The 20512-nt window shown below is 57.1% G+C and carries 13 protein-coding genes, 2 tRNA genes and 3 rRNA genes; 11 read left to right on the top strand and 7 right to left on the bottom strand.

Annotation, left to right across the window (positions count from 1 at the left end; all coding sequences use genetic code 11):
• Positions 1-2: 2 nt before the first annotated feature.
• Positions 3-731: an SDR family oxidoreductase gene (locus J3P93_RS09105; RefSeq protein WP_434596721.1), complete on the bottom strand. Its 729-nt coding sequence runs from the start codon at positions 729-731 to the stop codon at positions 3-5.
• 91 nt (positions 732-822) lie between these two features.
• On the opposite strand from J3P93_RS09105, the gene J3P93_RS09110 reads away from it, so the two are divergent.
• The gene (locus J3P93_RS09110) at positions 823-1392 is read left to right on the top strand and encodes a TetR/AcrR family transcriptional regulator (protein WP_434596724.1); all 570 of its coding nucleotides are present in this window, start codon (positions 823-825) and stop codon (positions 1390-1392) included.
• A gap of 1 nt (position 1393) precedes the next feature.
• Here the strand turns inward: J3P93_RS09110 and J3P93_RS09115 are convergent, their stop codons facing one another.
• Both J3P93_RS09115 and rhtA read right to left on the bottom strand, forming a co-directional pair.
• Positions 1394-1675, bottom strand: coding sequence for a hypothetical protein (locus J3P93_RS09115; RefSeq protein WP_090284785.1), 282 nt, complete (start codon positions 1673-1675; stop codon positions 1394-1396).
• 166 nt (positions 1676-1841) lie between these two features.
• A complete protein-coding gene (rhtA, locus tag J3P93_RS09120; RefSeq protein WP_434596726.1) occupies positions 1842-2729 on the bottom strand; it encodes a threonine/homoserine exporter RhtA in 888 nt (295 codons plus the stop codon).
• A gap of 616 nt (positions 2730-3345) precedes the next feature.
• Between rhtA and J3P93_RS09125 the strand changes: the two genes are divergently transcribed.
• From J3P93_RS09125 to mrdA, 6 genes are all read left to right on the top strand, one after another.
• Positions 3346-4882, top strand: a 16S ribosomal RNA gene (locus J3P93_RS09125).
• A 123-nt stretch (positions 4883-5005) separates the two neighbouring features.
• Positions 5006-5082: transfer RNA gene (locus J3P93_RS09130), tRNA-Ile, on the top strand.
• 10 nt (positions 5083-5092) lie between these two features.
• A tRNA-Ala gene (locus J3P93_RS09135) sits at positions 5093-5168 on the top strand.
• Between the two features lie 234 nt (positions 5169-5402).
• Positions 5403-8296: ribosomal RNA gene (locus J3P93_RS09140) — 23S ribosomal RNA — on the top strand.
• A gap of 155 nt (positions 8297-8451) precedes the next feature.
• Positions 8452-8567, top strand: a 5S ribosomal RNA gene (gene rrf, locus J3P93_RS09145).
• The 16S, 23S and 5S rRNA genes sit together here with 2 tRNA genes alongside, the layout of an rRNA operon.
• 210 nt (positions 8568-8777) lie before the next feature.
• Positions 8778-10670 (top strand): penicillin-binding protein 2, encoded by a 1893-nt coding sequence (mrdA, locus tag J3P93_RS09150; protein WP_434596729.1) that lies wholly within the window; start codon positions 8778-8780, stop codon positions 10668-10670.
• Positions 10671-10771: 101 nt separating this feature from the next.
• Here the strand turns inward: mrdA and J3P93_RS09155 are convergent, their stop codons facing one another.
• Both J3P93_RS09155 and J3P93_RS09160 read right to left on the bottom strand, forming a co-directional pair.
• Positions 10772-11176: a lysozyme inhibitor LprI family protein gene (locus J3P93_RS09155; protein ID WP_434596731.1), complete on the bottom strand. Its 405-nt coding sequence runs from the start codon at positions 11174-11176 to the stop codon at positions 10772-10774.
• A gap of 58 nt (positions 11177-11234) precedes the next feature.
• The gene (locus J3P93_RS09160) at positions 11235-12155 is read right to left on the bottom strand and encodes an ADP-ribosylglycohydrolase family protein (RefSeq protein WP_434596733.1); all 921 of its coding nucleotides are present in this window, start codon (positions 12153-12155) and stop codon (positions 11235-11237) included.
• A 192-nt stretch (positions 12156-12347) separates the two neighbouring features.
• On the opposite strand from J3P93_RS09160, the gene J3P93_RS09165 reads away from it, so the two are divergent.
• The gene (locus J3P93_RS09165; RefSeq protein WP_434596735.1) at positions 12348-12836 is read left to right on the top strand and encodes an SRPBCC family protein; all 489 of its coding nucleotides are present in this window, start codon (positions 12348-12350) and stop codon (positions 12834-12836) included.
• 288 nt (positions 12837-13124) lie between these two features.
• Here the strand turns inward: J3P93_RS09165 and acnA are convergent, their stop codons facing one another.
• Positions 13125-15866: an aconitate hydratase AcnA gene (acnA, locus tag J3P93_RS09170; protein WP_434596737.1), complete on the bottom strand. Its 2742-nt coding sequence runs from the start codon at positions 15864-15866 to the stop codon at positions 13125-13127.
• Between the two features lie 222 nt (positions 15867-16088).
• On the opposite strand from acnA, the gene rlmM reads away from it, so the two are divergent.
• The gene (gene rlmM / locus J3P93_RS09175; protein WP_434596739.1) at positions 16089-17162 is read left to right on the top strand and encodes a 23S rRNA (cytidine(2498)-2'-O)-methyltransferase RlmM; all 1074 of its coding nucleotides are present in this window, start codon (positions 16089-16091) and stop codon (positions 17160-17162) included.
• 182 nt (positions 17163-17344) lie between these two features.
• Positions 17345-17596, top strand: a complete 252-nt coding sequence (gene tusA, locus J3P93_RS09180) for a sulfurtransferase TusA (RefSeq protein WP_434596741.1) — start codon at positions 17345-17347, stop codon at positions 17594-17596.
• Between the two features lie 76 nt (positions 17597-17672).
• Here the strand turns inward: tusA and J3P93_RS09185 are convergent, their stop codons facing one another.
• Positions 17673-19082, bottom strand: coding sequence for an MATE family efflux transporter (locus J3P93_RS09185; protein WP_434596744.1), 1410 nt, complete (start codon positions 19080-19082; stop codon positions 17673-17675).
• 158 nt (positions 19083-19240) lie between these two features.
• Between J3P93_RS09185 and pdxB the strand changes: the two genes are divergently transcribed.
• Complete coding sequence (pdxB, locus tag J3P93_RS09190; protein ID WP_434596746.1) at positions 19241-20383, top strand: 4-phosphoerythronate dehydrogenase PdxB; 1143 nt, start codon at positions 19241-19243, stop codon at positions 20381-20383.
• Positions 20384-20512: the final 129 nt, after the last annotated feature.

A 20512-nucleotide genomic window follows, 5' to 3' on the forward strand; every position in this document is an offset into this window, starting at 1 on the left:
GCTTACCAGCGTTCATTCCACGGGCGCAGATCCAGTTCAAAGGTCCAGGCATCCCTCGGTTGGCTGTGCAGGTACCAGTAGTTCTCCGCTATGTGCTCGGGATCGAGAATGCCATCCTGATCCTTCGTCGCGTACTTCTCGGGGAAACTGGTGCGGATAAAATCGGTGTCGATAGCCCCGTCGACCACGATATGGGCGACATGGATGTTCATCGGCCCCAACTCCCGCGCCATGCTTTGCGCCAGCGCGCGAATCCCGTGTTTGGCACCCGCGAACGCGGCGAATCCTGCAGCACCACGCAGCCCGGCGGTCGCACCGGTGAACAAAATCGTGCCGCGCTGACGGGTGACCATGCGTTTGGCCACTTCGCGGGCATTGAGAAAGCCTGAGAAACAGGCCATTTCCCAGATCTTGAAATATTTGCGCGCGGTTTCTTCGAGAATGCTGCACGGCACGTTGGCGCCGATATTGAAGACGAAGGCTTCGATCGGGCCGAGGCGGGTTTCGATGTCTTCGATCAGTGCGACGACGTCATCTTCCTTGCGCGCATCGCAGGCGAAACCATGGGCTTCACCGCCTTCAGCGTTGATCGCGTCAACCAGCGGTTGCAATTTGTCGGCGCTACGCCGGGTGACGCAAGCGATGAATCCCTCCCGGGCAAAACGCTTGGCAATCGCTCCGCCTGTTGAGTCGCCTGCGCCAACGACCAATACGACCTTGTTGTTATTCATGGGTGGATCCCTTTATTTAACGATCGTTAAGTGAACGAACGTTATGCTAGGATTTCGGCAACGTCAAGGTCATCGATTCGAGGTCACGCTCATGCGCTATTCCGCCAGTCACAAGCTGGAAACCCGAGAAAAGTTATTGCAGAGCAGCGCGCTGTCGGCAAAACGCTCAGGGTTTTCCACAGTTGGCGTCGATGCGTTGATGAAGGCGATCGGCTTGAGCGGCGCGGCGTTCTACAGCCACTTTTCTTCGAAAGATGAACTGTTCACGGCGATTGTCGAGCGCGAGCTGAGCCAGAGTCTTGAGCGGCTGGGCGGAGGCGGGGAGGGCGAGCAGGATCGCCAGAGATTGCAGCGCTGTCTCAAACACTATTTGAGCATGACCCATGTCGAACAGCCGGAAGTCGGTTGCGCGTTGCCGGCGCTGGGCGCGGAAATCGCCCGCTCGGATGTGCAGGTGCGCGAACAAGCGCAATTGTGGATTTGTCGGTTGCATGAGCGCTGGGCTCAGATCCTGGAAAGCGACAGCCTGGCGTGGTCGATTCTGGCGCAATGCGTCGGCGCGCTGGTGGTGGCGCGCATGCTGGTCACGCCGGACATTCAGCAAGCGGTGCTGAAGTCCAGCCAAGACGAGATCGGCCGTCAGATGGCCGAACCACGCTAAGTTATTTGCAGATGACGATCATGCTGCGGCTGGTGTAGCCGGCAGGGTTGAGACCGAACGGATAATCGCCGGGCTCTTCGACGGCGTCACCGGATTTGGCAATCACCTTGTAGCCTTTCGGCAAACAGGCGTTGGCGGCACTGGCGTAGCACTTGTCCCAGGAGGACGACAGCCCCGAACAGTTGATATGCAGCCCTTTTTTCCCGCGCTTGACCTGTGTTTCCGAAGTCGCCGCACAACCCGCAATTGCCAGGATGGCGATCAGTAGCAAAATTCGTTTCATTACCGTCCTTATAGCGGCCACGAGTCTGTCGCTCGGGTCTGCCTGTGTTCGCTACGCGTTGAGCGTTGTCCGTCCCTGTGTGAAAAAATCCATGTCTGGCATTGGGTTACACGGCTAAACATGGCCTAAATGCGCTGCAATTGCCAGACCTTCGTCACTTGCGCATTCAATCGGCCGCGATTGCCGGTTTTGCGGCGCTGCCCATGGTCATGGTGGCGCCGACGGAAGCCAGAATAATGCACAGAATGGCCATCCATTGTGACAGCGTGAGGAATTCCTGCAGAAACAAAAGGCCGGACAGCGCGCCGAAGGCCGGCTCGATGCTCATCAACGTGCCAAACGTACGCGCCGGCATGCGCGTGAGTGCGACCATCTCCAGGGTGTAGGGCAGGGCGGTGGACAGGATCGCCACACCGATAGCGATCGGGATCAACGAGGGGGTGAGCAGCGCTGCGCCAGCATGGATGATGCCGATCGGCGCTACGAACAGCGCGGCGATCATCACCCCAAGCGCGGCAGTCGTGACGCCATTATCGGCCCCGGCTTTTTGTCCGAACAGAATGTACAGCGCCCAGCAGACGCCTGCGCCCAGTGCATAGCCGGCGCCAACCAGGTCAATCCCGGCGCCGGTGGCTCCGCTGGGGATCAACAGGAACAAACCAACCGCGGCGAGGGCGATCCACAGAAAATCGATTGCCCGGCGGGATGCATAGATCGCTACGGCGAGCGGGCCGGTGAATTCGAGGGCAACGGCAATGCCCAGCGGGACCGTGCGCAATGACATATAGAAGAGGAAGTTCATGCCGCCCAGCGCCATCCCGTAGACGATCACGGTGCGCAGCGATCTGGCCGTCAGCTTGGCCCGCCAGGGGCGCAGTATCAGCAACATGATCACACTTGCAAAGATAAGGCGCAGCGTGGTGGTGCCCTGAGCACCAACGACGGCGAACATGCTTTTCGCCAGCGAGGCGCCAGACTGGATCGATGCCATGGCTATTAATAGCAGGCCAACCGGAAACAGCATGGAGGCAAGCGATCTTGGTTGGTCATTCATTGCGTGGCATCGTCCAAAGTTAGAGCAGGAGAGGTTTATTGTTGGTGTTGGGCAATATACTGCGCACTGGTTTTCGTTACGTCTATATAGAGATGGCGTTTTTAACCGTTTTGATAGAAATACGAAATTACTGCTTGACGATGGATCGGATCTGTCTATAATTCGCCCCACTTCCGGCGCAGTCGAAACGGAAAACTCCTTGAGATTCAACGAGTTAAATAGGTTTCGGCGGCAAGCGGCTTCAGTTCATCGAAGCCCGAAAGGAAGTTGAAAAAGAGGTGTTGACAGCAGCGTGTAACGCTGTAGAATTCGCCTCCCGCTGACGAGAGATCGGAAGCGCAAGTGGTTGAAGTTGTTGAAGAAATCTTCGAAAGCTTCTGAAAATAATCACTTGACAGTAAATGAGGCTGCTGTAGAATGCGCGCCTCGGTTGAGACGAAAGATCTTAACCAACCGCTCTTTAACAACTGAATCAAGCAATTCGTGTGGGTGCTTGTGGAGTCAGACTGATAGTCAACAAGATTATCAGCATCACAAGTTACTCCGCGAGAAATCAAAGATGTAACCAACGATTGCTGAGCCAAGTTTAGGGTTTCTTAAAAACCCAAAGATGTTTGAACTGAAGAGTTTGATCATGGCTCAGATTGAACGCTGGCGGCAGGCCTAACACATGCAAGTCGAGCGGATGAAAGGAGCTTGCTCCTGGATTCAGCGGCGGACGGGTGAGTAATGCCTAGGAATCTGCCTGGTAGTGGGGGACAACGTTTCGAAAGGAACGCTAATACCGCATACGTCCTACGGGAGAAAGCAGGGGACCTTCGGGCCTTGCGCTATCAGATGAGCCTAGGTCGGATTAGCTAGTTGGTGAGGTAATGGCTCACCAAGGCGACGATCCGTAACTGGTCTGAGAGGATGATCAGTCACACTGGAACTGAGACACGGTCCAGACTCCTACGGGAGGCAGCAGTGGGGAATATTGGACAATGGGCGAAAGCCTGATCCAGCCATGCCGCGTGTGTGAAGAAGGTCTTCGGATTGTAAAGCACTTTAAGTTGGGAGGAAGGGTTGTAGATTAATACTCTGCAATTTTGACGTTACCGACAGAATAAGCACCGGCTAACTCTGTGCCAGCAGCCGCGGTAATACAGAGGGTGCAAGCGTTAATCGGAATTACTGGGCGTAAAGCGCGCGTAGGTGGTTCGTTAAGTTGGATGTGAAATCCCCGGGCTCAACCTGGGAACTGCATTCAAAACTGTCGAGCTAGAGTATGGTAGAGGGTGGTGGAATTTCCTGTGTAGCGGTGAAATGCGTAGATATAGGAAGGAACACCAGTGGCGAAGGCGACCACCTGGACTGATACTGACACTGAGGTGCGAAAGCGTGGGGAGCAAACAGGATTAGATACCCTGGTAGTCCACGCCGTAAACGATGTCAACTAGCCGTTGGGAGCCTTGAGCTCTTAGTGGCGCAGCTAACGCATTAAGTTGACCGCCTGGGGAGTACGGCCGCAAGGTTAAAACTCAAATGAATTGACGGGGGCCCGCACAAGCGGTGGAGCATGTGGTTTAATTCGAAGCAACGCGAAGAACCTTACCAGGCCTTGACATCCAATGAACTTTCCAGAGATGGATGGGTGCCTTCGGGAACATTGAGACAGGTGCTGCATGGCTGTCGTCAGCTCGTGTCGTGAGATGTTGGGTTAAGTCCCGTAACGAGCGCAACCCTTGTCCTTAGTTACCAGCACGTTATGGTGGGCACTCTAAGGAGACTGCCGGTGACAAACCGGAGGAAGGTGGGGATGACGTCAAGTCATCATGGCCCTTACGGCCTGGGCTACACACGTGCTACAATGGTCGGTACAAAGGGTTGCCAAGCCGCGAGGTGGAGCTAATCCCATAAAACCGATCGTAGTCCGGATCGCAGTCTGCAACTCGACTGCGTGAAGTCGGAATCGCTAGTAATCGTGAATCAGAATGTCACGGTGAATACGTTCCCGGGCCTTGTACACACCGCCCGTCACACCATGGGAGTGGGTTGCACCAGAAGTAGCTAGTCTAACCTTCGGGAGGACGGTTACCACGGTGTGATTCATGACTGGGGTGAAGTCGTAACAAGGTAGCCGTAGGGGAACCTGCGGCTGGATCACCTCCTTAATCGACGACATCAGCTGCTCCATGAGCTCCCACACGAATTGCTTGATTCATTGAAGAAGACGATAGAAGCAGCTTTAAGCTCCAAGCTGATAGCTCCAGGCTAACAGTTACGCGCTCGAAATTGGGTCTGTAGCTCAGTTGGTTAGAGCGCACCCCTGATAAGGGTGAGGTCGGCAGTTCGAATCTGCCCAGACCCACCAATTTTGTTATGGGGCCATAGCTCAGCTGGGAGAGCGCCTGCCTTGCACGCAGGAGGTCAGCGGTTCGATCCCGCTTGGCTCCACCATATAAACTGCTTCTGAAAGCTTAGAAATGAATATTCGGTGCGAATATTGATTTCTAGTCTTTTGATTAGATCGTTCTTTAAAAATTTGGGTATGTGATAGAAAGATAGACTGAACGTTACTTTCACTGGTAACGGATCAGGCTAAGGTAAAATTTGTGAGTTCTCTTAGTTGAGAAATTCGAATTTTCGGCGAATGTCGTCTTCACAGTATAACCAGATTGCTTGGGGTTATATGGTCAAGTGAAGAAGCGCATACGGTGGATGCCTTGGCAGTCAGAGGCGATGAAAGACGTGGTAGCCTGCGAAAAGCTTCGGGGAGTCGGCAAACAGACTTTGATCCGGAGATGTCTGAATGGGGGAACCCAGCCATCATAAGATGGTTATCTTGTGCTGAATACATAGGTGCAAGAGGCGAACCAGGGGAACTGAAACATCTAAGTACCCTGAGGAAAAGAAATCAACCGAGATTCCCTTAGTAGTGGCGAGCGAACGGGGACTAGCCCTTAAGTTGATTTGAGATTAGCGGAACGCTCTGGAAAGTGCGGCCATAGTGGGTGATAGCCCTGTACGCGAAAATCTCTTATCAATGAAATCGAGTAGGACGGAGCACGAGAAACTTTGTCTGAATATGGGGGGACCATCCTCCAAGGCTAAATACTACTGACTGACCGATAGTGAACTAGTACCGTGAGGGAAAGGCGAAAAGAACCCCGGAGAGGGGAGTGAAATAGATCCTGAAACCGTATGCGTACAAGCAGTGGGAGCCCACTTTGTTGGGTGACTGCGTACCTTTTGTATAATGGGTCAGCGACTTATTTTCAGTGGCGAGCTTAACCGAATAGGGGAGGCGTAGCGAAAGCGAGTCTTAATAGGGCGTCTAGTCGCTGGGAATAGACCCGAAACCGGGCGATCTATCCATGGGCAGGTTGAAGGTTAGGTAACACTGACTGGAGGACCGAACCGACTACCGTTGAAAAGTTAGCGGATGACCTGTGGATCGGAGTGAAAGGCTAATCAAGCTCGGAGATAGCTGGTTCTCCTCGAAAGCTATTTAGGTAGCGCCTCATGTATCACTGTAGGGGGTAGAGCACTGTTTCGGCTAGGGGGTCATCCCGACTTACCAAACCGATGCAAACTCCGAATACCTACAAGTGCCGAGCATGGGAGACACACGGCGGGTGCTAACGTCCGTCGTGAAAAGGGAAACAACCCAGACCGTCAGCTAAGGTCCCAAAGTTATGGTTAAGTGGGAAACGATGTGGGAAGGCTTAGACAGCTAGGAGGTTGGCTTAGAAGCAGCCACCCTTTAAAGAAAGCGTAATAGCTCACTAGTCGAGTCGGCCTGCGCGGAAGATGTAACGGGGCTCAAACCATACACCGAAGCTACGGGTATCACCCTCGGGTGATGCGGTAGAGGAGCGTTCTGTAAGCCTGTGAAGGTGAGTTGAGAAGCTTGCTGGAGGTATCAGAAGTGCGAATGCTGACATGAGTAACGACAATGGGTGTGAAAAACACCCACGCCGAAAGACCAAGGTTTCCTGCGCAACGTTAATCGACGCAGGGTTAGTCGGTCCCTAAGGCGAGGCTGAAAAGCGTAGTCGATGGAAAACAGGTTAATATTCCTGTACTTCTGGTTATTGCGATGGAGGGACGGAGAAGGCTAGGCCAGCTTGGCGTTGGTTGTCCAAGTTTAAGGTGGTAGGCTGAGATCTTAGGTAAATCCGGGATCTTAAGGCCGAGAGCTGATGACGAGTTACCCTTTGGGTGACGAAGTGGTTGATGCCATGCTTCCAAGAAAAGCTTCTAAGCTTCAGGTAACCAGGAACCGTACCCCAAACCGACACAGGTGGTTGGGTAGAGAATACCAAGGCGCTTGAGAGAACTCGGGTGAAGGAACTAGGCAAAATGGCACCGTAACTTCGGGAGAAGGTGCGCCGGTGAGGGTGAAGGACTTGCTCCGTAAGCTCATGCCGGTCGAAGATACCAGGCCGCTGCGACTGTTTATTAAAAACACAGCACTCTGCAAACACGAAAGTGGACGTATAGGGTGTGACGCCTGCCCGGTGCCGGAAGGTTAATTGATGGGGTTAGCTAACGCGAAGCTCTTGATCGAAGCCCCGGTAAACGGCGGCCGTAACTATAACGGTCCTAAGGTAGCGAAATTCCTTGTCGGGTAAGTTCCGACCTGCACGAATGGCGTAACGATGGCGGCGCTGTCTCCACCCGAGACTCAGTGAAATTGAAATCGCTGTGAAGATGCAGTGTATCCGCGGCTAGACGGAAAGACCCCGTGAACCTTTACTATAGCTTTGCACTGGACTTTGAATTTGCTTGTGTAGGATAGGTGGGAGGCTTTGAAGCGTGGACGCCAGTTCGCGTGGAGCCATCCTTGAAATACCACCCTGGCAACTTTGAGGTTCTAACTCAGGTCCGTTATCCGGATCGAGGACAGTGTATGGTGGGTAGTTTGACTGGGGCGGTCTCCTCCTAAAGAGTAACGGAGGAGTACGAAGGTGCGCTCAGACCGGTCGGAAATCGGTCGTAGAGTATAAAGGCAAAAGCGCGCTTGACTGCGAGACAGACACGTCGAGCAGGTACGAAAGTAGGTCTTAGTGATCCGGTGGTTCTGTATGGAAGGGCCATCGCTCAACGGATAAAAGGTACTCCGGGGATAACAGGCTGATACCGCCCAAGAGTTCATATCGACGGCGGTGTTTGGCACCTCGATGTCGGCTCATCACATCCTGGGGCTGAAGCCGGTCCCAAGGGTATGGCTGTTCGCCATTTAAAGTGGTACGCGAGCTGGGTTTAGAACGTCGTGAGACAGTTCGGTCCCTATCTGCCGTGGACGTTTGAGATTTGAGAGGGGCTGCTCCTAGTACGAGAGGACCGGAGTGGACGAACCTCTGGTGTTCCGGTTGTCACGCCAGTGGCATTGCCGGGTAGCTATGTTCGGGAAAGATAACCGCTGAAAGCATCTAAGCGGGAAACTTGCCTCAAGATGAGATCTCACTGGAACCTTGAGTTCCCTGAAGGGCCGTCGAAGACTACGACGTTGATAGGTTGGGTGTGTAAGCGCTGTGAGGCGTTGAGCTAACCAATACTAATTGCCCGTGAGGCTTGACCATATAACACCCAAGCAATTTGCGAACTCGAAAGAGACCAGATTGCGGTGTGTGAAGACGAAACGAACCGAAAGTTCGAAACGCACAAACACCGACAGCTGTCACATACCCGATTTGCTGAAGCGAGGCCATCTGGTCACGAGTCAGTACCCGAATTTCTTGACGACCATAGAGCGTTGGAACCACCTGATCCCATCCCGAACTCAGCAGTGAAACGATGCATCGCCGATGGTAGTGTGGGGTTTCCCCATGTGAGAGTAGGTCATCGTCAAGATTAAATTCCGAAACCCCAATTGCGAAAGCAGTTGGGGTTTTGTTTTGCCTGCGAGAAAGTTTCGCCGGTGCATTGATCCGCTCTAACCATCGTCATTAAAAAAACGTCCTGAAGTGACCGGGCAGTTTTTGGTATGGTGCAGCTCGTTTTTACGGACTGCAGCCATGCCCAAGGATCGGCATTCATTCATGTCAAAGAGTTGCTGTAGAAATGCCTGAAGCCATCCCGATCAAGGACCACGAAAAAGAGACGCGTCTGGTCAACAAACGGTTGATTGCCTGCGCCTTGTTCGTCTTCGCCGTCAGCTGCGCTCTGGTCGTGCGCTTGTACATCCTGCAAGTAGTGGAGTTCGATTACCACTCGACCATCTCGGAAAACAACCGCGTTCACGTCTTGCCGATCCCGCCGACGCGCGGCCTGATCTACGACCGCAATGGCGTGGTACTCGCCGATAATCGTCCCAGCTTCAACCTGACCATCACCCGCGAACGCGCCAGCGACGTCAATCAAGAGCTGGACGAGGTCATCAATCTCTTGCATCTGCCCGCGGAGGATCGCGCGGTTTTCGACAAGGCGATGAAGCAATCCCGTCACCCGTTTACCCCGGTGACGCTGTTCTACGAGCTGACCGAAGAGCAAATCGCCGTATTGGCCGTCAACGAGTTTCGTTTGCCGGGCATTGATGTCGAGCCGCAATTTGTTCGCGATTATCCGCTCGGGGCGCATTTTGCCCATTCAATCGGCTACGTTGGCCGGATCAACGAAAAAGAAGCAAAAACCCTGGATTCGGTCGAGTACCGCGGCACTCAATCCATTGGTAAAACCGGCATTGAGCGATTCTATGAAGCGCAGTTACATGGCCATGTCGGTTATGAGGAAGTCGAAACCAACGCTCAGGGTCGGGTGCTTCGGGTGCTTAAACACACCGATCCGGTTCCGGGTAAAAACATCGTGCTCAGCCTCGACGTCAAACTGCAGGAAGCGGCAGAGGCCGCCTTGGGCGATCGCCGTGGTTCAGTGGTAGCGCTTGATCCGTCGACGGGCGAAGTATTGGCGATGGTCAGCAATCCGAGCTTCGACCCGAATCTGTTTGTGACCGGCATCAGCTCCAAGGAATACTCGGCATTGCGTGACTCGATCGACCGACCATTGTTTAACCGTGTCCTGCGCGGGCTCTACGCACCGGGATCGACCATCAAGCCGGAAGTGGCGATTGCTGGCCTCGATGCTGGCGTCGTGACACCGCAGACCCGCGTGTTCGACCCCGGTTACTACCAGCTCCCTGATTTCGATCACAAGTATCGCAACTGGAACCACAGCGGTGACGGGTGGGTGGACATGGATGCAGCGATCATGCGCTCCAACGATACTTACTTCTATGATCTGGCCCACAAGCTCGGCATCGATCGCCTGCATGATTACATGGCGATGTTCGGCCTCGGTGAGAAAGTCTCGCTGGACATGTTCGAAGAGTCACCCGGCCTCATGCCGTCGCAAGCCTGGAAGCGCGCCACGCGGCGCCAGGCCTGGTTCCCGGGCGAAACCGTGATCCTCGGTATCGGTCAGGGTTATATGCAGGTCACGCCGCTGCAACTGGCTCAGGCCACGGCATTGATCGCCAACAAAGGGGTGTGGAACCGTCCGCACCTGGCCAAAACCGTCGATGGCGTCGCGCCAGTCGACGAGCATCCGATGCCGAACATTCTGCTCAAGGATCCGCGCGACTGGGAGCAGGTCAACCACGGCATGCAAATGGTGATGCATGATGCTCGAGGTATTGCCCGCGCGGCTGCGGCGGGTGCGCAATACCGCATCGCTGGCAAGAGCGGTACGGCGCAGGTGGTGGCGATCAAGCAGGGCGAGCGCTACAACCGCGAGAAAACCCTTGAGCGCCACCGCGACAACGCCTTGTTCGTCGGTTTCGCCCCGGCTGAACATCCGAAGATTGCCATTTCGGTAATGATCGAAAACGGCGAGGCCGGCGGTCGTGTCGCCGGGCCAGTGGTGCGGCAGATCATGGATGCCTGGTTGCTTGATCAGGACGGTCATCTCAAGCCGCAGTACGCGGTGCCGAGCAAGGCGCCGGGGGATCCGCACGTTTGATCGTTCAGTGGTCAGTGTCTGGCTGACAGCTTCGCGAGCAGGCTCGCTCCCACCAGTGGAAGCCTTTCAACTGGGGAGCGGGTCTGTGGTTCAGAGCTGTGTCAGGCGCCCGGCACCGGACAGCTCATGTCACCTTCTTCGCACTTCAGATACTGTTTCAACGATTCAACCCGGGTTTTCGTCATGCTGGTCATGCAGTTGCTGTAAATCAGCGGATAGACGCTTCCACCCGCGACGCCCGAGGCGGAGAACTTGCACTCGGTATCGCGAAACCCGATCCACGCCCGCTGTGCACTGACCAACAGTTTTTTGCCGTCCGCATTGTCCTTCAACCGTGCCGTGATCTGCTGATATACCGTGTTCAGTTCCTTGTCCGCCGCTTTAAAATCCTGGCCTGCACACTGATTCATTGTCGCCTGATCGCTGGCATTCGCGCAGTCAACGGCGGCATGGAGGAGCGGGCAGAACAGTAACGGCGACAGAGCCAAAAGCAGGCGCGGGGACATGGTCAGATCTCGCTGTATTGAAGGGCAGGTGCCGAGCAGTGTAGCGTTTGCGCTGCGTTCATTCAGTCGGGCGAATTCGGGAAGCTGCGAGCAAACGGTCGGCTATAGCCGCAATCTCTGCACCGTCGTGCAGGGTAGCGAGCCAATGCGCAGGAATGCCCTGTACGCCGTAATAGGCGCCGGCCAACTGACCGGTAATCGCAGCAGTGGTATCGGCGTCATCGCCCAGATTGGCCGCTTGCAATATCGCTGCTGCAAAGCTGTTCGTACGCTGAAAGCACCACAGCGCTGCTTCCAGCGACTGCACGCTGTAGCCGCTGCCTTTGATATCTGCCTCGGACAGGCTGAAGTAATCGCCACGGGCAATGGCCGCGACCTTGGGCTGTGAGAAGCTGGCGGATGACAGCCGGCGCAGCTCTGCTTTGCTTGCGCCTGCAAGGGCTTTGGCGATCAAGCCAGCCAGCAACTGGCAACACTCGATGGCTTCCGGGGCGGCGTGGGTAGTTCGCGAACTGTCGGCGGCAAAGGTGTGGATCTGCTGGAGATCGGGAAAGTAAAACAGCACCACCGGAGCCAGGCGCATCAGCGAACCGTTACCAGCGCTGTATGGGTCGGTCGAGCCGGCAAAAGGGTCAGCGGTTTGCTGATAGTGTGCCAGCGCCTGACTGACGGTCGTGCCGATATCGAAACACTCACCAGTCGAGCTGAGATAACCCCACTGCCACCAATTGAGATAGCGGCCCATCTGATCAACCGCATTGAAGCCATTTTTGGTCAGCAGACTTTCCGCCAGACACAACGCCATCGAGGTGTCATCGGTCCATTGCCCGGGTTCGAGGTGGAAGGGGCCACCACCAACCATGTCGGTCAACGGTTGGAATGATCCGCGTGGTTTGAACTCAACCGTAGTACCTACGGCGTCGCCGCACGCCAGACCGAGAAGGGCACCGCGATAACGATCGGCAAGGGATGGCAGCATGACGCAATCCTTTTCATTCATGTCGCTGGCAAAGGTACCAGCTTCGCTGCGAGAGGGGATCGGCATCCATCGTGGCACCGGCAAAAAATGGCAGCAGGATGTTTCCTTTCGGAAGTGGCTGCACCGCTTTGATACAACTTCACATTGGACATGTGGTCATACAAGCCTAGTGTTCAGAACAGGAGGTGACGTATGAAGCCAGTACCCAATAGTTTCGAACGCAAGATCACGCTCAAGGCGCCGCGTTCGCATGTCTGGCGTGCCCTGGTCGACGCCGAGGCGTTTGGTCAGTGGTTTGGCGTGGCGCTGGAGGGCCGTCGGTTCATTGCCGGTGAATGGACGCAAGGGCAGGTCACGTATCCGGGTTATGAACACGTTTTATGGAATGTGCTGATCGAGCGGGTCGAGCCGCAGCAGTTGTTTTCGTTTCGCTGGCATCCGTATGCGGTCAACCCGAAGGTCGATTACTCACAGGAGCCGACCACGCTGGTCAGATTCGAGCTAGAGGATTTTGAAAGTGGCACGCTGTTGAAAGTCTCTGAGTCCGGCTTTGCGCACATTCCCGATATTCGTCAGAAAGAAGCCTATTACATGGACAGTCGTGGCTGGGAGGAGCAATTAGGCAGGCTCGAGCATTTCCTCGCAGAGAGCGCCAAGGCCCGTGAAAGCGGTGGTGCCTGACGCGGCTAAGGGTTTTCGGAAGGGCGTCTATGGCGAATGTCTTACACGCTCTGGTAGCTTTTACGACTATTTCTGATTGGATCCACTGGGTAATCTACACACATCAACTGAGACACAGGGAGTGTTTCAGGATCAAGGACGATCGACCATTGCAAGGATCGCTGCCGACAGGGAGTCGATAATGGTCTTGGGAAAAACCCGCTTCGGCGGGTTTTTTTTCGCCTGTGGAAAAGTGCTGCGCGCAAAGGGAAACACCGCCAGATGGCGGTGTTTCTGTTTCTGCAAATATTACGAAGCAATCAACTGCCGCAATACGTAATGCAGAATCCCGCCAGCCTTGAAGTACTCCACCTCATTCAAGGTATCGATGCGGCACAACACCTCGATCTTCTCCTGACGCCCATCCTCACGAGTGATCAGCAGCGGCAGATTCATCCGTGGCGTCAGCTCCACACCGGTCAGCCCCTGGATTTCAAAGGTTTCCTTGCCGGTCAGGTTGAGGCTCTTGCGATTCTGGTCGAGCTTGAACTGCAGCGGCAGCACGCCCATGCCTACCAGATTCGAGCGGTGGATCCGCTCGAAACTTTCGGCAATCACCGCTTTCACGCCGAGCAGGTTGGTGCCTTTAGCTGCCCAGTCGCGGCTGGAGCCGGTGCCGTATTCCTGGCCGGCAATCACCACCAGCGGCGTCCCCGACGCCTGATACTTCATGGCCGCGTCGTAGATTGCCAGTTTTTCACCGGTCGGAATGTAGATCGTATTGCCGCCTTCTTCGCCGCCGAGCATTTCGTTGCGGATACGGATATTGGCGAACGTGCCGCGCATCATCACTTCGTGGTTGCCGCGCCGTGAGCCGTAAGAGTTGAAGTCACGCGGCTCCACACCTTTCTCGCGCAGATAACGCCCGGCAGGGCTGTCAGCCTTGATGTTGCCGGCGGGGGAGATGTGGTCTGTGGTTACAGAATCGCCGAGCAGTGCCAATACGCGCGCACCTTTGATGTCTTCGATCTGCGGCAGCGGCCCGGAGATATCGTCGAAGAAGGGCGGATGCTGAATGTAGGTAGAGTCGTGCTGCCACACGTACGTCGCCGCTTGGGGCACTTCGATCGCCTGCCACTGCTCATCGCCGGCGAACACCTCGGCGTATTCCTTGTGGAACATCGCGGTGTTGACCTGATTCACCGCGTCGGCGATTTCCTGGCTGCTCGGCCAGATATCACGCAAATACACCGGATTGCCTTGCTGGTCTTCACCCAGCGGCTCGCTGCTGATGTCGCTGCGCACGCTGCCGGCCAGGGCATAGGCGACGACCAATGGCGGCGAGGCCAGCCAGTTGGTTTTAACCAGCGGATGCACGCGGCCTTCGAAGTTACGATTGCCGGACAACACCGAGGCCACGGTCAGATCGGCTTTCTGGATGGCTTTCTCGATCGGCTCAGGCAATGGTCCGGAGTTGCCGATGCAGGTGGTGCAGCCGTAGCCAACCAGGGAAAACCCGAGCTGATCGAGATATTGCGTCAAACCGGCGGCCTTGTAGTAGTCGGTGACCACTTTCGAACCTGGCGCCAGTGAACTTTTCACCCACGGTTTGCGGGTCAGGCCTTTCTCTACTGCCTTTTTCGCCAGCAACCCGGCAGCCATCATCACGTTCGGGTTAGAGGTATTGGTGCACGAGGTGATCGCGGCGATGACCACGGCGCCATTTTTCAACCGATAGGTGTGGCCCTCATATTCGTACTCCGCCTCACCGACCAAGTCGGCATTGCCCACCGCAACGCCACCGCCACCCTCGCTTTCCAGACGGCCTTCTTCCTTGCTAGTGGGTTTGAACTGCAAATCGAGAAAATCACTGAACGCCTGCGCAACATTGGGCAGCGAAACGCGGTCCTGCGGCCGTTTCGGGCCCGCCAGACTGGCTTCGACGCTGCCCATGTCCAGCGCCAGGCTGTCGGTGAACAGTGGCTCCTGACCGGGCAGGCGCCACAGGCCCTGCGCCTTGGTGTATGCCTCGACCAGTTCGACCACGGCCGGCGGCCGCCCGGAGAGGCGCAGGTAGTCCAGTGTGACCTCGTCGACCGGGAAGAACCCACACGTCGCTCCATATTCCGGGGCCATGTTGGCGATGGTCGCACGGTCGGCCAGCGGCAGGTCAGCGAGGCCATCCCCGTAAAATTCGACAAATTTGCCCACCACGCCTTTCTTGCGCAGCATTTGCGTGACCGTCAGCACCAGGTCAGTGGCAGTGATGCCTTCCTTGAGCTTGCCGGTGAGTTTGAAACCGATCACTTCCGGAATCAGCATCGACACCGGTTGGCCGAGCATCGCTGCTTCCGCTTCGATCCCGCCAACGCCCCAGCCGAGCACGCCGAGGCCGTTGATCATGGTGGTGTGCGAGTCAGTGCCGACCAACGTATCGGGGAAGGCATAGGTGCGCCCGTCTTCGTCCTTGGTCCACACCGTACGCCCGAGGTATTCAAGGTTGACCTGGTGACAGATCCCGGTTCCCGGCGGCACCACGCTGAAATTATCGAAAGCGCTCTGGCCCCAGCGCAGAAAGGCGTAACGCTCGCCGTTGCGCTGCATTTCGATATCGACGTTCTGTTCGAACGCGCTGGCCGAGGCGAATTTGTCGACCATCACCGAGTGGTCGATCACCAGATCCACCGGCGACAACGGATTGATCCGCTGCGGATCGCCGCCGGCCTTGGCCATCGCCGCGCGCATGGCGGCGAGGTCGACCACAGCGGGTACGCCAGTAAAATCCTGCATCAGGACGCGGGCCGGGCGGTACTGGATTTCGCGGTCGGAACGGCGCTCCTTGAGCCATGCGGCGATGGCCTTGAGGTCAGCGCCGGTGACGGTTTTCTCGTCTTCCCAGCGCAACAGGTTTTCCAGCAGCACCTTCAGCGACATCGGCAGTTTGTCGAGATCGCCGAGGCTCTTGGCGGCGTCCGGCAGGCTGAAATAATGGTAGGTCTGGTCGTCGATTTGTAGGGTTTTGAGCGTTTTCAGGCTATCGAGGGACGGCATTACGAGCACTCCTTTGAGTCCGCACGGCTACGGACTGAGGAAACGGACAGAGCATTAAACCTAGCCCTGTTTTGAATAGCTGGCTATTAACTGGACTCTGTGGCGAGAACCAAGGTTCCAACATCGGCTATCATGCGCCGGTTTTCGTGACAGGCTTTGCTGTGAAGCAAGGCTTGAGCAGCGCGCAGGGGACCAATCCTCGTCCTTTGCCCAGGAGTAACAATGAACACCCTATTCATGCATTGCCGGCCAGGCTTCGAAGGCGAAGTCTGTTCGGAGATTTCCGACCTCGCCGCCCAGTTGAACGTGGCCGGTTACGCCAAGGCCAAAGCGGCCACGGCGTACGCCGAGTTTGTCTGCACCGAAGCAGACGGCGCCGAGCGCCTGATGCGCGGTCAGCGTTTCGCCGAGCTGATTTTCCCGCGGCAATGGGCGCGCGGCTTCTTCATCGATTTGCCGGAAACCGACCGTATCAGCGTGATTCTCGCGCACATGGCCGAGTTCCCGCTCTGCGGCAGCCTGTGGCTGGAAGTAGTCGACACCAACGACGGCAAGGAGCTGTCGAACTTCTGCAAAAAGTTCGAAGGCCCGCTGCGCAAAGCCCTGACCGCTGCCGGCAAACTTGTGGACGACGTCAGCAAGCCGCGCCTGCTGCTGACGTTCAAAAGTGGCCGCGAAGTGTTTCTCGGCATGGCCGACGCTGGTAACTCGGCGATGTGGCCAATGGGCATTCCCCGGTTGAAATTTCCCCGCGAGGCGCCGAGCCGTTCGACGCTAAAACTGGAAGAAGCGTGGCACCATTTCATTCCACGTGATCAATGGGAAGATCGTCTGCACAGCGACATGACCGGCGTCGATCTAGGCGCCGCGCCCGGCGGCTGGACCTGGCAACTGGTCAATCGCGGCATGCTGATAACCGCCATCGACAACGGCCCGATGGCCGAAAGTCTGATGGACACGGGGCTGGTTCAGCACCTGATGGCTGACGGCTTTACCTTCAAGCCCAAGCAACCGGTGGACTGGATGGTTTGCGACATCGTCGAGAAACCGGCGCGTAACGCGGCGATGCTCGAAGAGTGGATCGGCGAGGGCCATTGCCGCGAGGCGGTGGTCAATCTGAAGTTGCCGATGAAACAGCGCTATGCCGAAGTGAAGCGTTTGCTTGAACGCATCGCCGATGGCTTCAAGGCCCGCGGGATCAAAGTCGATATTGGCTGCAAACAGCTGTATCACGACCGTGAAGAGGTGACCTGCCATTTGCGCCGGCATGACACAAAGAAGCCCAAATCGCGCTGACACAAGACGAAGCCCTGTGGGAGCGAGCCTGCTCGCGAAAGCGTTGGTTCAGCCAATGATGTATTGACTGATAGATTGCCTTCGCGAGCAGGCTCGCTCCCACCGGAGTGTGTGGCTTAATACCGCAGGTGACCGAACCCCCGGCAATGCGCGACAATGTCGGCCAGTTTCAGGAGTGAACCATGAGTGAAATGTTCGATACCCCGGTCGACGGCACCCTCGACGCCACCGGCCTCAATTGCCCTGAGCCGGTGATGATGCTGCACCAGCACATCCGTGACCTGGTGCCTGGCGGCCTGCTCAAGGTCATCGCCACCGATCCGTCGACCCAGCGCGATATCCCCAAATTCTGCGTGTTCCTCGACCATGAACTGGTCGGCAAGCGCGAAGAGGCCGGTACTTACCTGTACTGGATTCGCAAGAAACACGCCTGAGTCCGAGGCCAACGCTTAAACAATTGTGGGAGCCAGCAGTCTGGCTCCCACATTTTTTTGCTGCGGTAGAAACTGCTCAGCCAGCCGAGCGACTGATGCGGATGCGTTTGCGCGCGCTGCGGGTCAGGCGGATCGACAGCATCAGTGCCGCACAGCTCAAGCCGACAATCAGACCCTGCCACAGACCGCTCGGGCCGCGTGGTTCGCCGAGCCAGTCGGTCAGGCCGAGGGCGTAACCCACCGGCAAGCCGATGCCCCAATAGGCGAACAGGGTCAGAATCATCGTCACGCGCGTGTCCTGATAACCGCGCAGGGCGCCGGCGGCGGTGACCTGGATCGCATCGGAAAACTGGAACAGCGCCGAATAGACGATCAGCATCGCGGCAATGTGGATCACTGTCGGATCAGCCGTATAGATCGCCGCAATCGGCTCACGCAGCACCAGCATCATGCTCGCCGACAGGCACGCATAGGCCAGTGCCGTGGCCATGCCGACACCCGCAGCAAAGCGCGCCTCGCGCGGCTCCTCACGGCCGAGCGCCTGACCGACGCGCACGGTGACGGCCATGCCCAGCGAGTAGGGGATCATGAACACCAGCGAACTGACATTGAGCGCAATCTGATGCCCGGCGACCACCGTGGCACCGAGGCTGCCGATCAGCAGGGCGATCACCGCAAAAATGCTCGACTCGGCAAACACCGCAATGCCGATCGGCAGACCGATCGCCAGCAGCCGCTTGATCACCGCCCACTGTGGCCAGTCGAAACGGCTGAACAGCTCGCTTGAGCGATACGCGGGAGCCCAGCGCTCGTAGCCGGCCATGCCGAGGGCCATCACCCACATCACGATCGCCGTGGCCCAACCGCAGCCGACGCCGCCCATGGCCGGCACGCCGAAATGGCCATAAATGAAAATGTAGTTCAGTGGAATATTCAGCGCCAGCCCGCACAGGCCCAACACCATCGCCGGCCGCGTGCGGCCCAGGCCATCACTGAAGCAACGCAGCACATGGTAGATCGCCACCGCCGGCAGACCGCTGGCGATGCCATGCAGATATTGCATGCACGGACCGATCAGTTCCGGATCGACCTTCATCAAGTGCAGAACGGGCTCAGCAGCGAGCAGCATCGCCGTGGCGATCAGACCAACCACCAATGCCAGCCACAGAGCCTGACGGACAATCGGGCCGATCTCGCTGTGCGTACCGGCGCCATAGCGCTGGGCAACTTTCGGTGTGGTTGCCAGCAGTGTGCCGGTCATCAGCAGAAACACCGGCACCCAGATCGAATTGCCCAACGCCACTGCCGCCAGGTCTTTCGGCCCGACACGCCCGGCCATCACCGCATCGACAAAGCCCATGGCGGTGGTCGCCAGTTGCGCGATGATGATTGGCAAGGCGAGGGCGAGCAGGGTTTTCAGCTCCAGGCGAATCCGCGCGGGGCGAGAAAGACAAACGGCGACAGGTTGATCAGTAACGGAATTCACAGGCAAAACGTCCACAGGTGTTGATGCGCAAGGCGCCGCATTCTACGCCGCTGACGTTGTAGTCAGGAAAAATCCTCGTTGTGGATTTGTAAGCGCAAAGGCTGCTGGCCCGGGAAGCGATCTGCACCTAAACTGCCGATCCGCCCAAGGAGCCCGCCATGCTGATTGTTGCCGACGAAAATATCCCGCTGCTCGATGCCTTTTTTGCCGGTTTCGGCGAGATCCGCCGAGTGCCCGGCCGTGCCATCGTCCGTGCGACGGTCGAGCAGGCCGACGTACTGCTCGTGCGCTCGGTGACCCAGGTCAACCGGGCGTTGCTGGAGGGCAGCAAGGTGCGCTTTGTCGGCACGTGCACGATCGGCACCGATCATCTGGATCTGGACTACTTCAATCAGGCCGGCATTACGTGGTCGAGCGCACCGGGCTGCAATGCCCGTGGCGTGGTCGATTATGTGCTGGGCAGCCTGATGACTCTTGCCGAAATCGAAGGTGTCGATCTGGCCAGGCGCACCTACGGCGTTGTTGGTGCGGGTGAAGTCGGTGGTCGCTTGATCAACGTGCTCAAAGGCCTGGGTTGGAATGTGAAAGTCTGCGACCCGCCGCGTCAGGCTGCCGAAGGCGGCGATTACGTTAGCCTCGACCAAATCATCGAGCAGTGCGATGTGATCAGCCTGCACACACCGCTGACACGTAGCGGTGAAGGCGCAACCTGGCATCTGTTTGATGAGCAACGTTTGCGCCAGCTCAAGCCCGGCGCATGGCTGATCAACGCGGCGCGCGGCCCGGTGGTAGATAACATCGCGCTGCGTCAGGTGCTGCTGGAGCGTGAAGATCTGCAGGCCGTGCTCGATGTCTGGGAGGCCGAGCCCGAAGTCGACGTCGCCTTGGCGGATCTCTGCGTGCTGGCGACCCCGCACATCGCCGGTTACAGCCTCGATGGCAAGCAGCGCGGCACAGCGCAGATCTATCAGGCGTATTGCACCTTTATCGGCCAACCCGCGAGCATTCAGCTCGCTGATCTGCTGCCGGCGCCCTGGTTGTCGCAAGTCTCGCTGCACGCCGACAGCGACCCGGCGTGGGCGCTGGCGATGTTGTGTCGTGGCGTATATGACCCACGCCGTGACGATGCGGATTTCCGCCGCAGCCTTGTAGGCAATGTCGCTGAGCAGCGTGCGGCGTTTGATGTGCTGCGCAAGCAGTATCCGGTGCGGCGCGAGATTGAAGGTTTGCAGGTGCGGATTCAAGGGGAGGCGCCGGCATTGGCGCAAATCGTCGCGGCGCTGGGGGCTGTGGCAGTCTAGAAAGCCGCGGCGATGCTTTCGCGAGCACGCTCGCTGCCACAAGGGATCTTCAGTGAATGGAATACCCATCTGGGAGCGAGCCTGCTCGCGAAGGCCGCAATACAGATCCTGAATTGCACCCATAAAAAA

The sequence above is a fragment of the Pseudomonas sp. R3-57 genome, from assembly GCF_051132065.1.
Taxonomy (GTDB): Bacteria; Pseudomonadota; Gammaproteobacteria; order Pseudomonadales; family Pseudomonadaceae; genus Aquipseudomonas.

Coding starts and splice junctions, on each gene's coding strand:
- acnA (WP_434596737.1), bottom strand. CDS start 15,866: ATGCCGTCCCTCGATAGCCTGAAAACGCTCAAAACCCTACAAATCGAC.
- mrdA (WP_434596729.1), top strand. CDS start 8,778: ATGCCTGAAGCCATCCCGATCAAGGACCACGAAAAAGAGACGCGTCTG.
- J3P93_RS09165 (WP_434596735.1), top strand. CDS start 12,348: ATGAAGCCAGTACCCAATAGTTTCGAACGCAAGATCACGCTCAAGGCG.
- rhtA (WP_434596726.1), bottom strand. CDS start 2,729: ATGAATGACCAACCAAGATCGCTTGCCTCCATGCTGTTTCCGGTTGGC.
- J3P93_RS09160 (WP_434596733.1), bottom strand. CDS start 12,155: ATGCTGCCATCCCTTGCCGATCGTTATCGCGGTGCCCTTCTCGGTCTG.
- J3P93_RS09110 (WP_434596724.1), top strand. CDS start 823: ATGCGCTATTCCGCCAGTCACAAGCTGGAAACCCGAGAAAAGTTATTG.
- rlmM (WP_434596739.1), top strand. CDS start 16,089: ATGAACACCCTATTCATGCATTGCCGGCCAGGCTTCGAAGGCGAAGTC.
- pdxB (WP_434596746.1), top strand. CDS start 19,241: ATGCTGATTGTTGCCGACGAAAATATCCCGCTGCTCGATGCCTTTTTT.
- tusA (WP_434596741.1), top strand. CDS start 17,345: ATGAGTGAAATGTTCGATACCCCGGTCGACGGCACCCTCGACGCCACC.
- J3P93_RS09105 (WP_434596721.1), bottom strand. CDS start 731: ATGAATAACAACAAGGTCGTATTGGTCGTTGGCGCAGGCGACTCAACA.
- J3P93_RS09115 (WP_090284785.1), bottom strand. CDS start 1,675: ATGAAACGAATTTTGCTACTGATCGCCATCCTGGCAATTGCGGGTTGT.
- J3P93_RS09155 (WP_434596731.1), bottom strand. CDS start 11,176: ATGTCCCCGCGCCTGCTTTTGGCTCTGTCGCCGTTACTGTTCTGCCCG.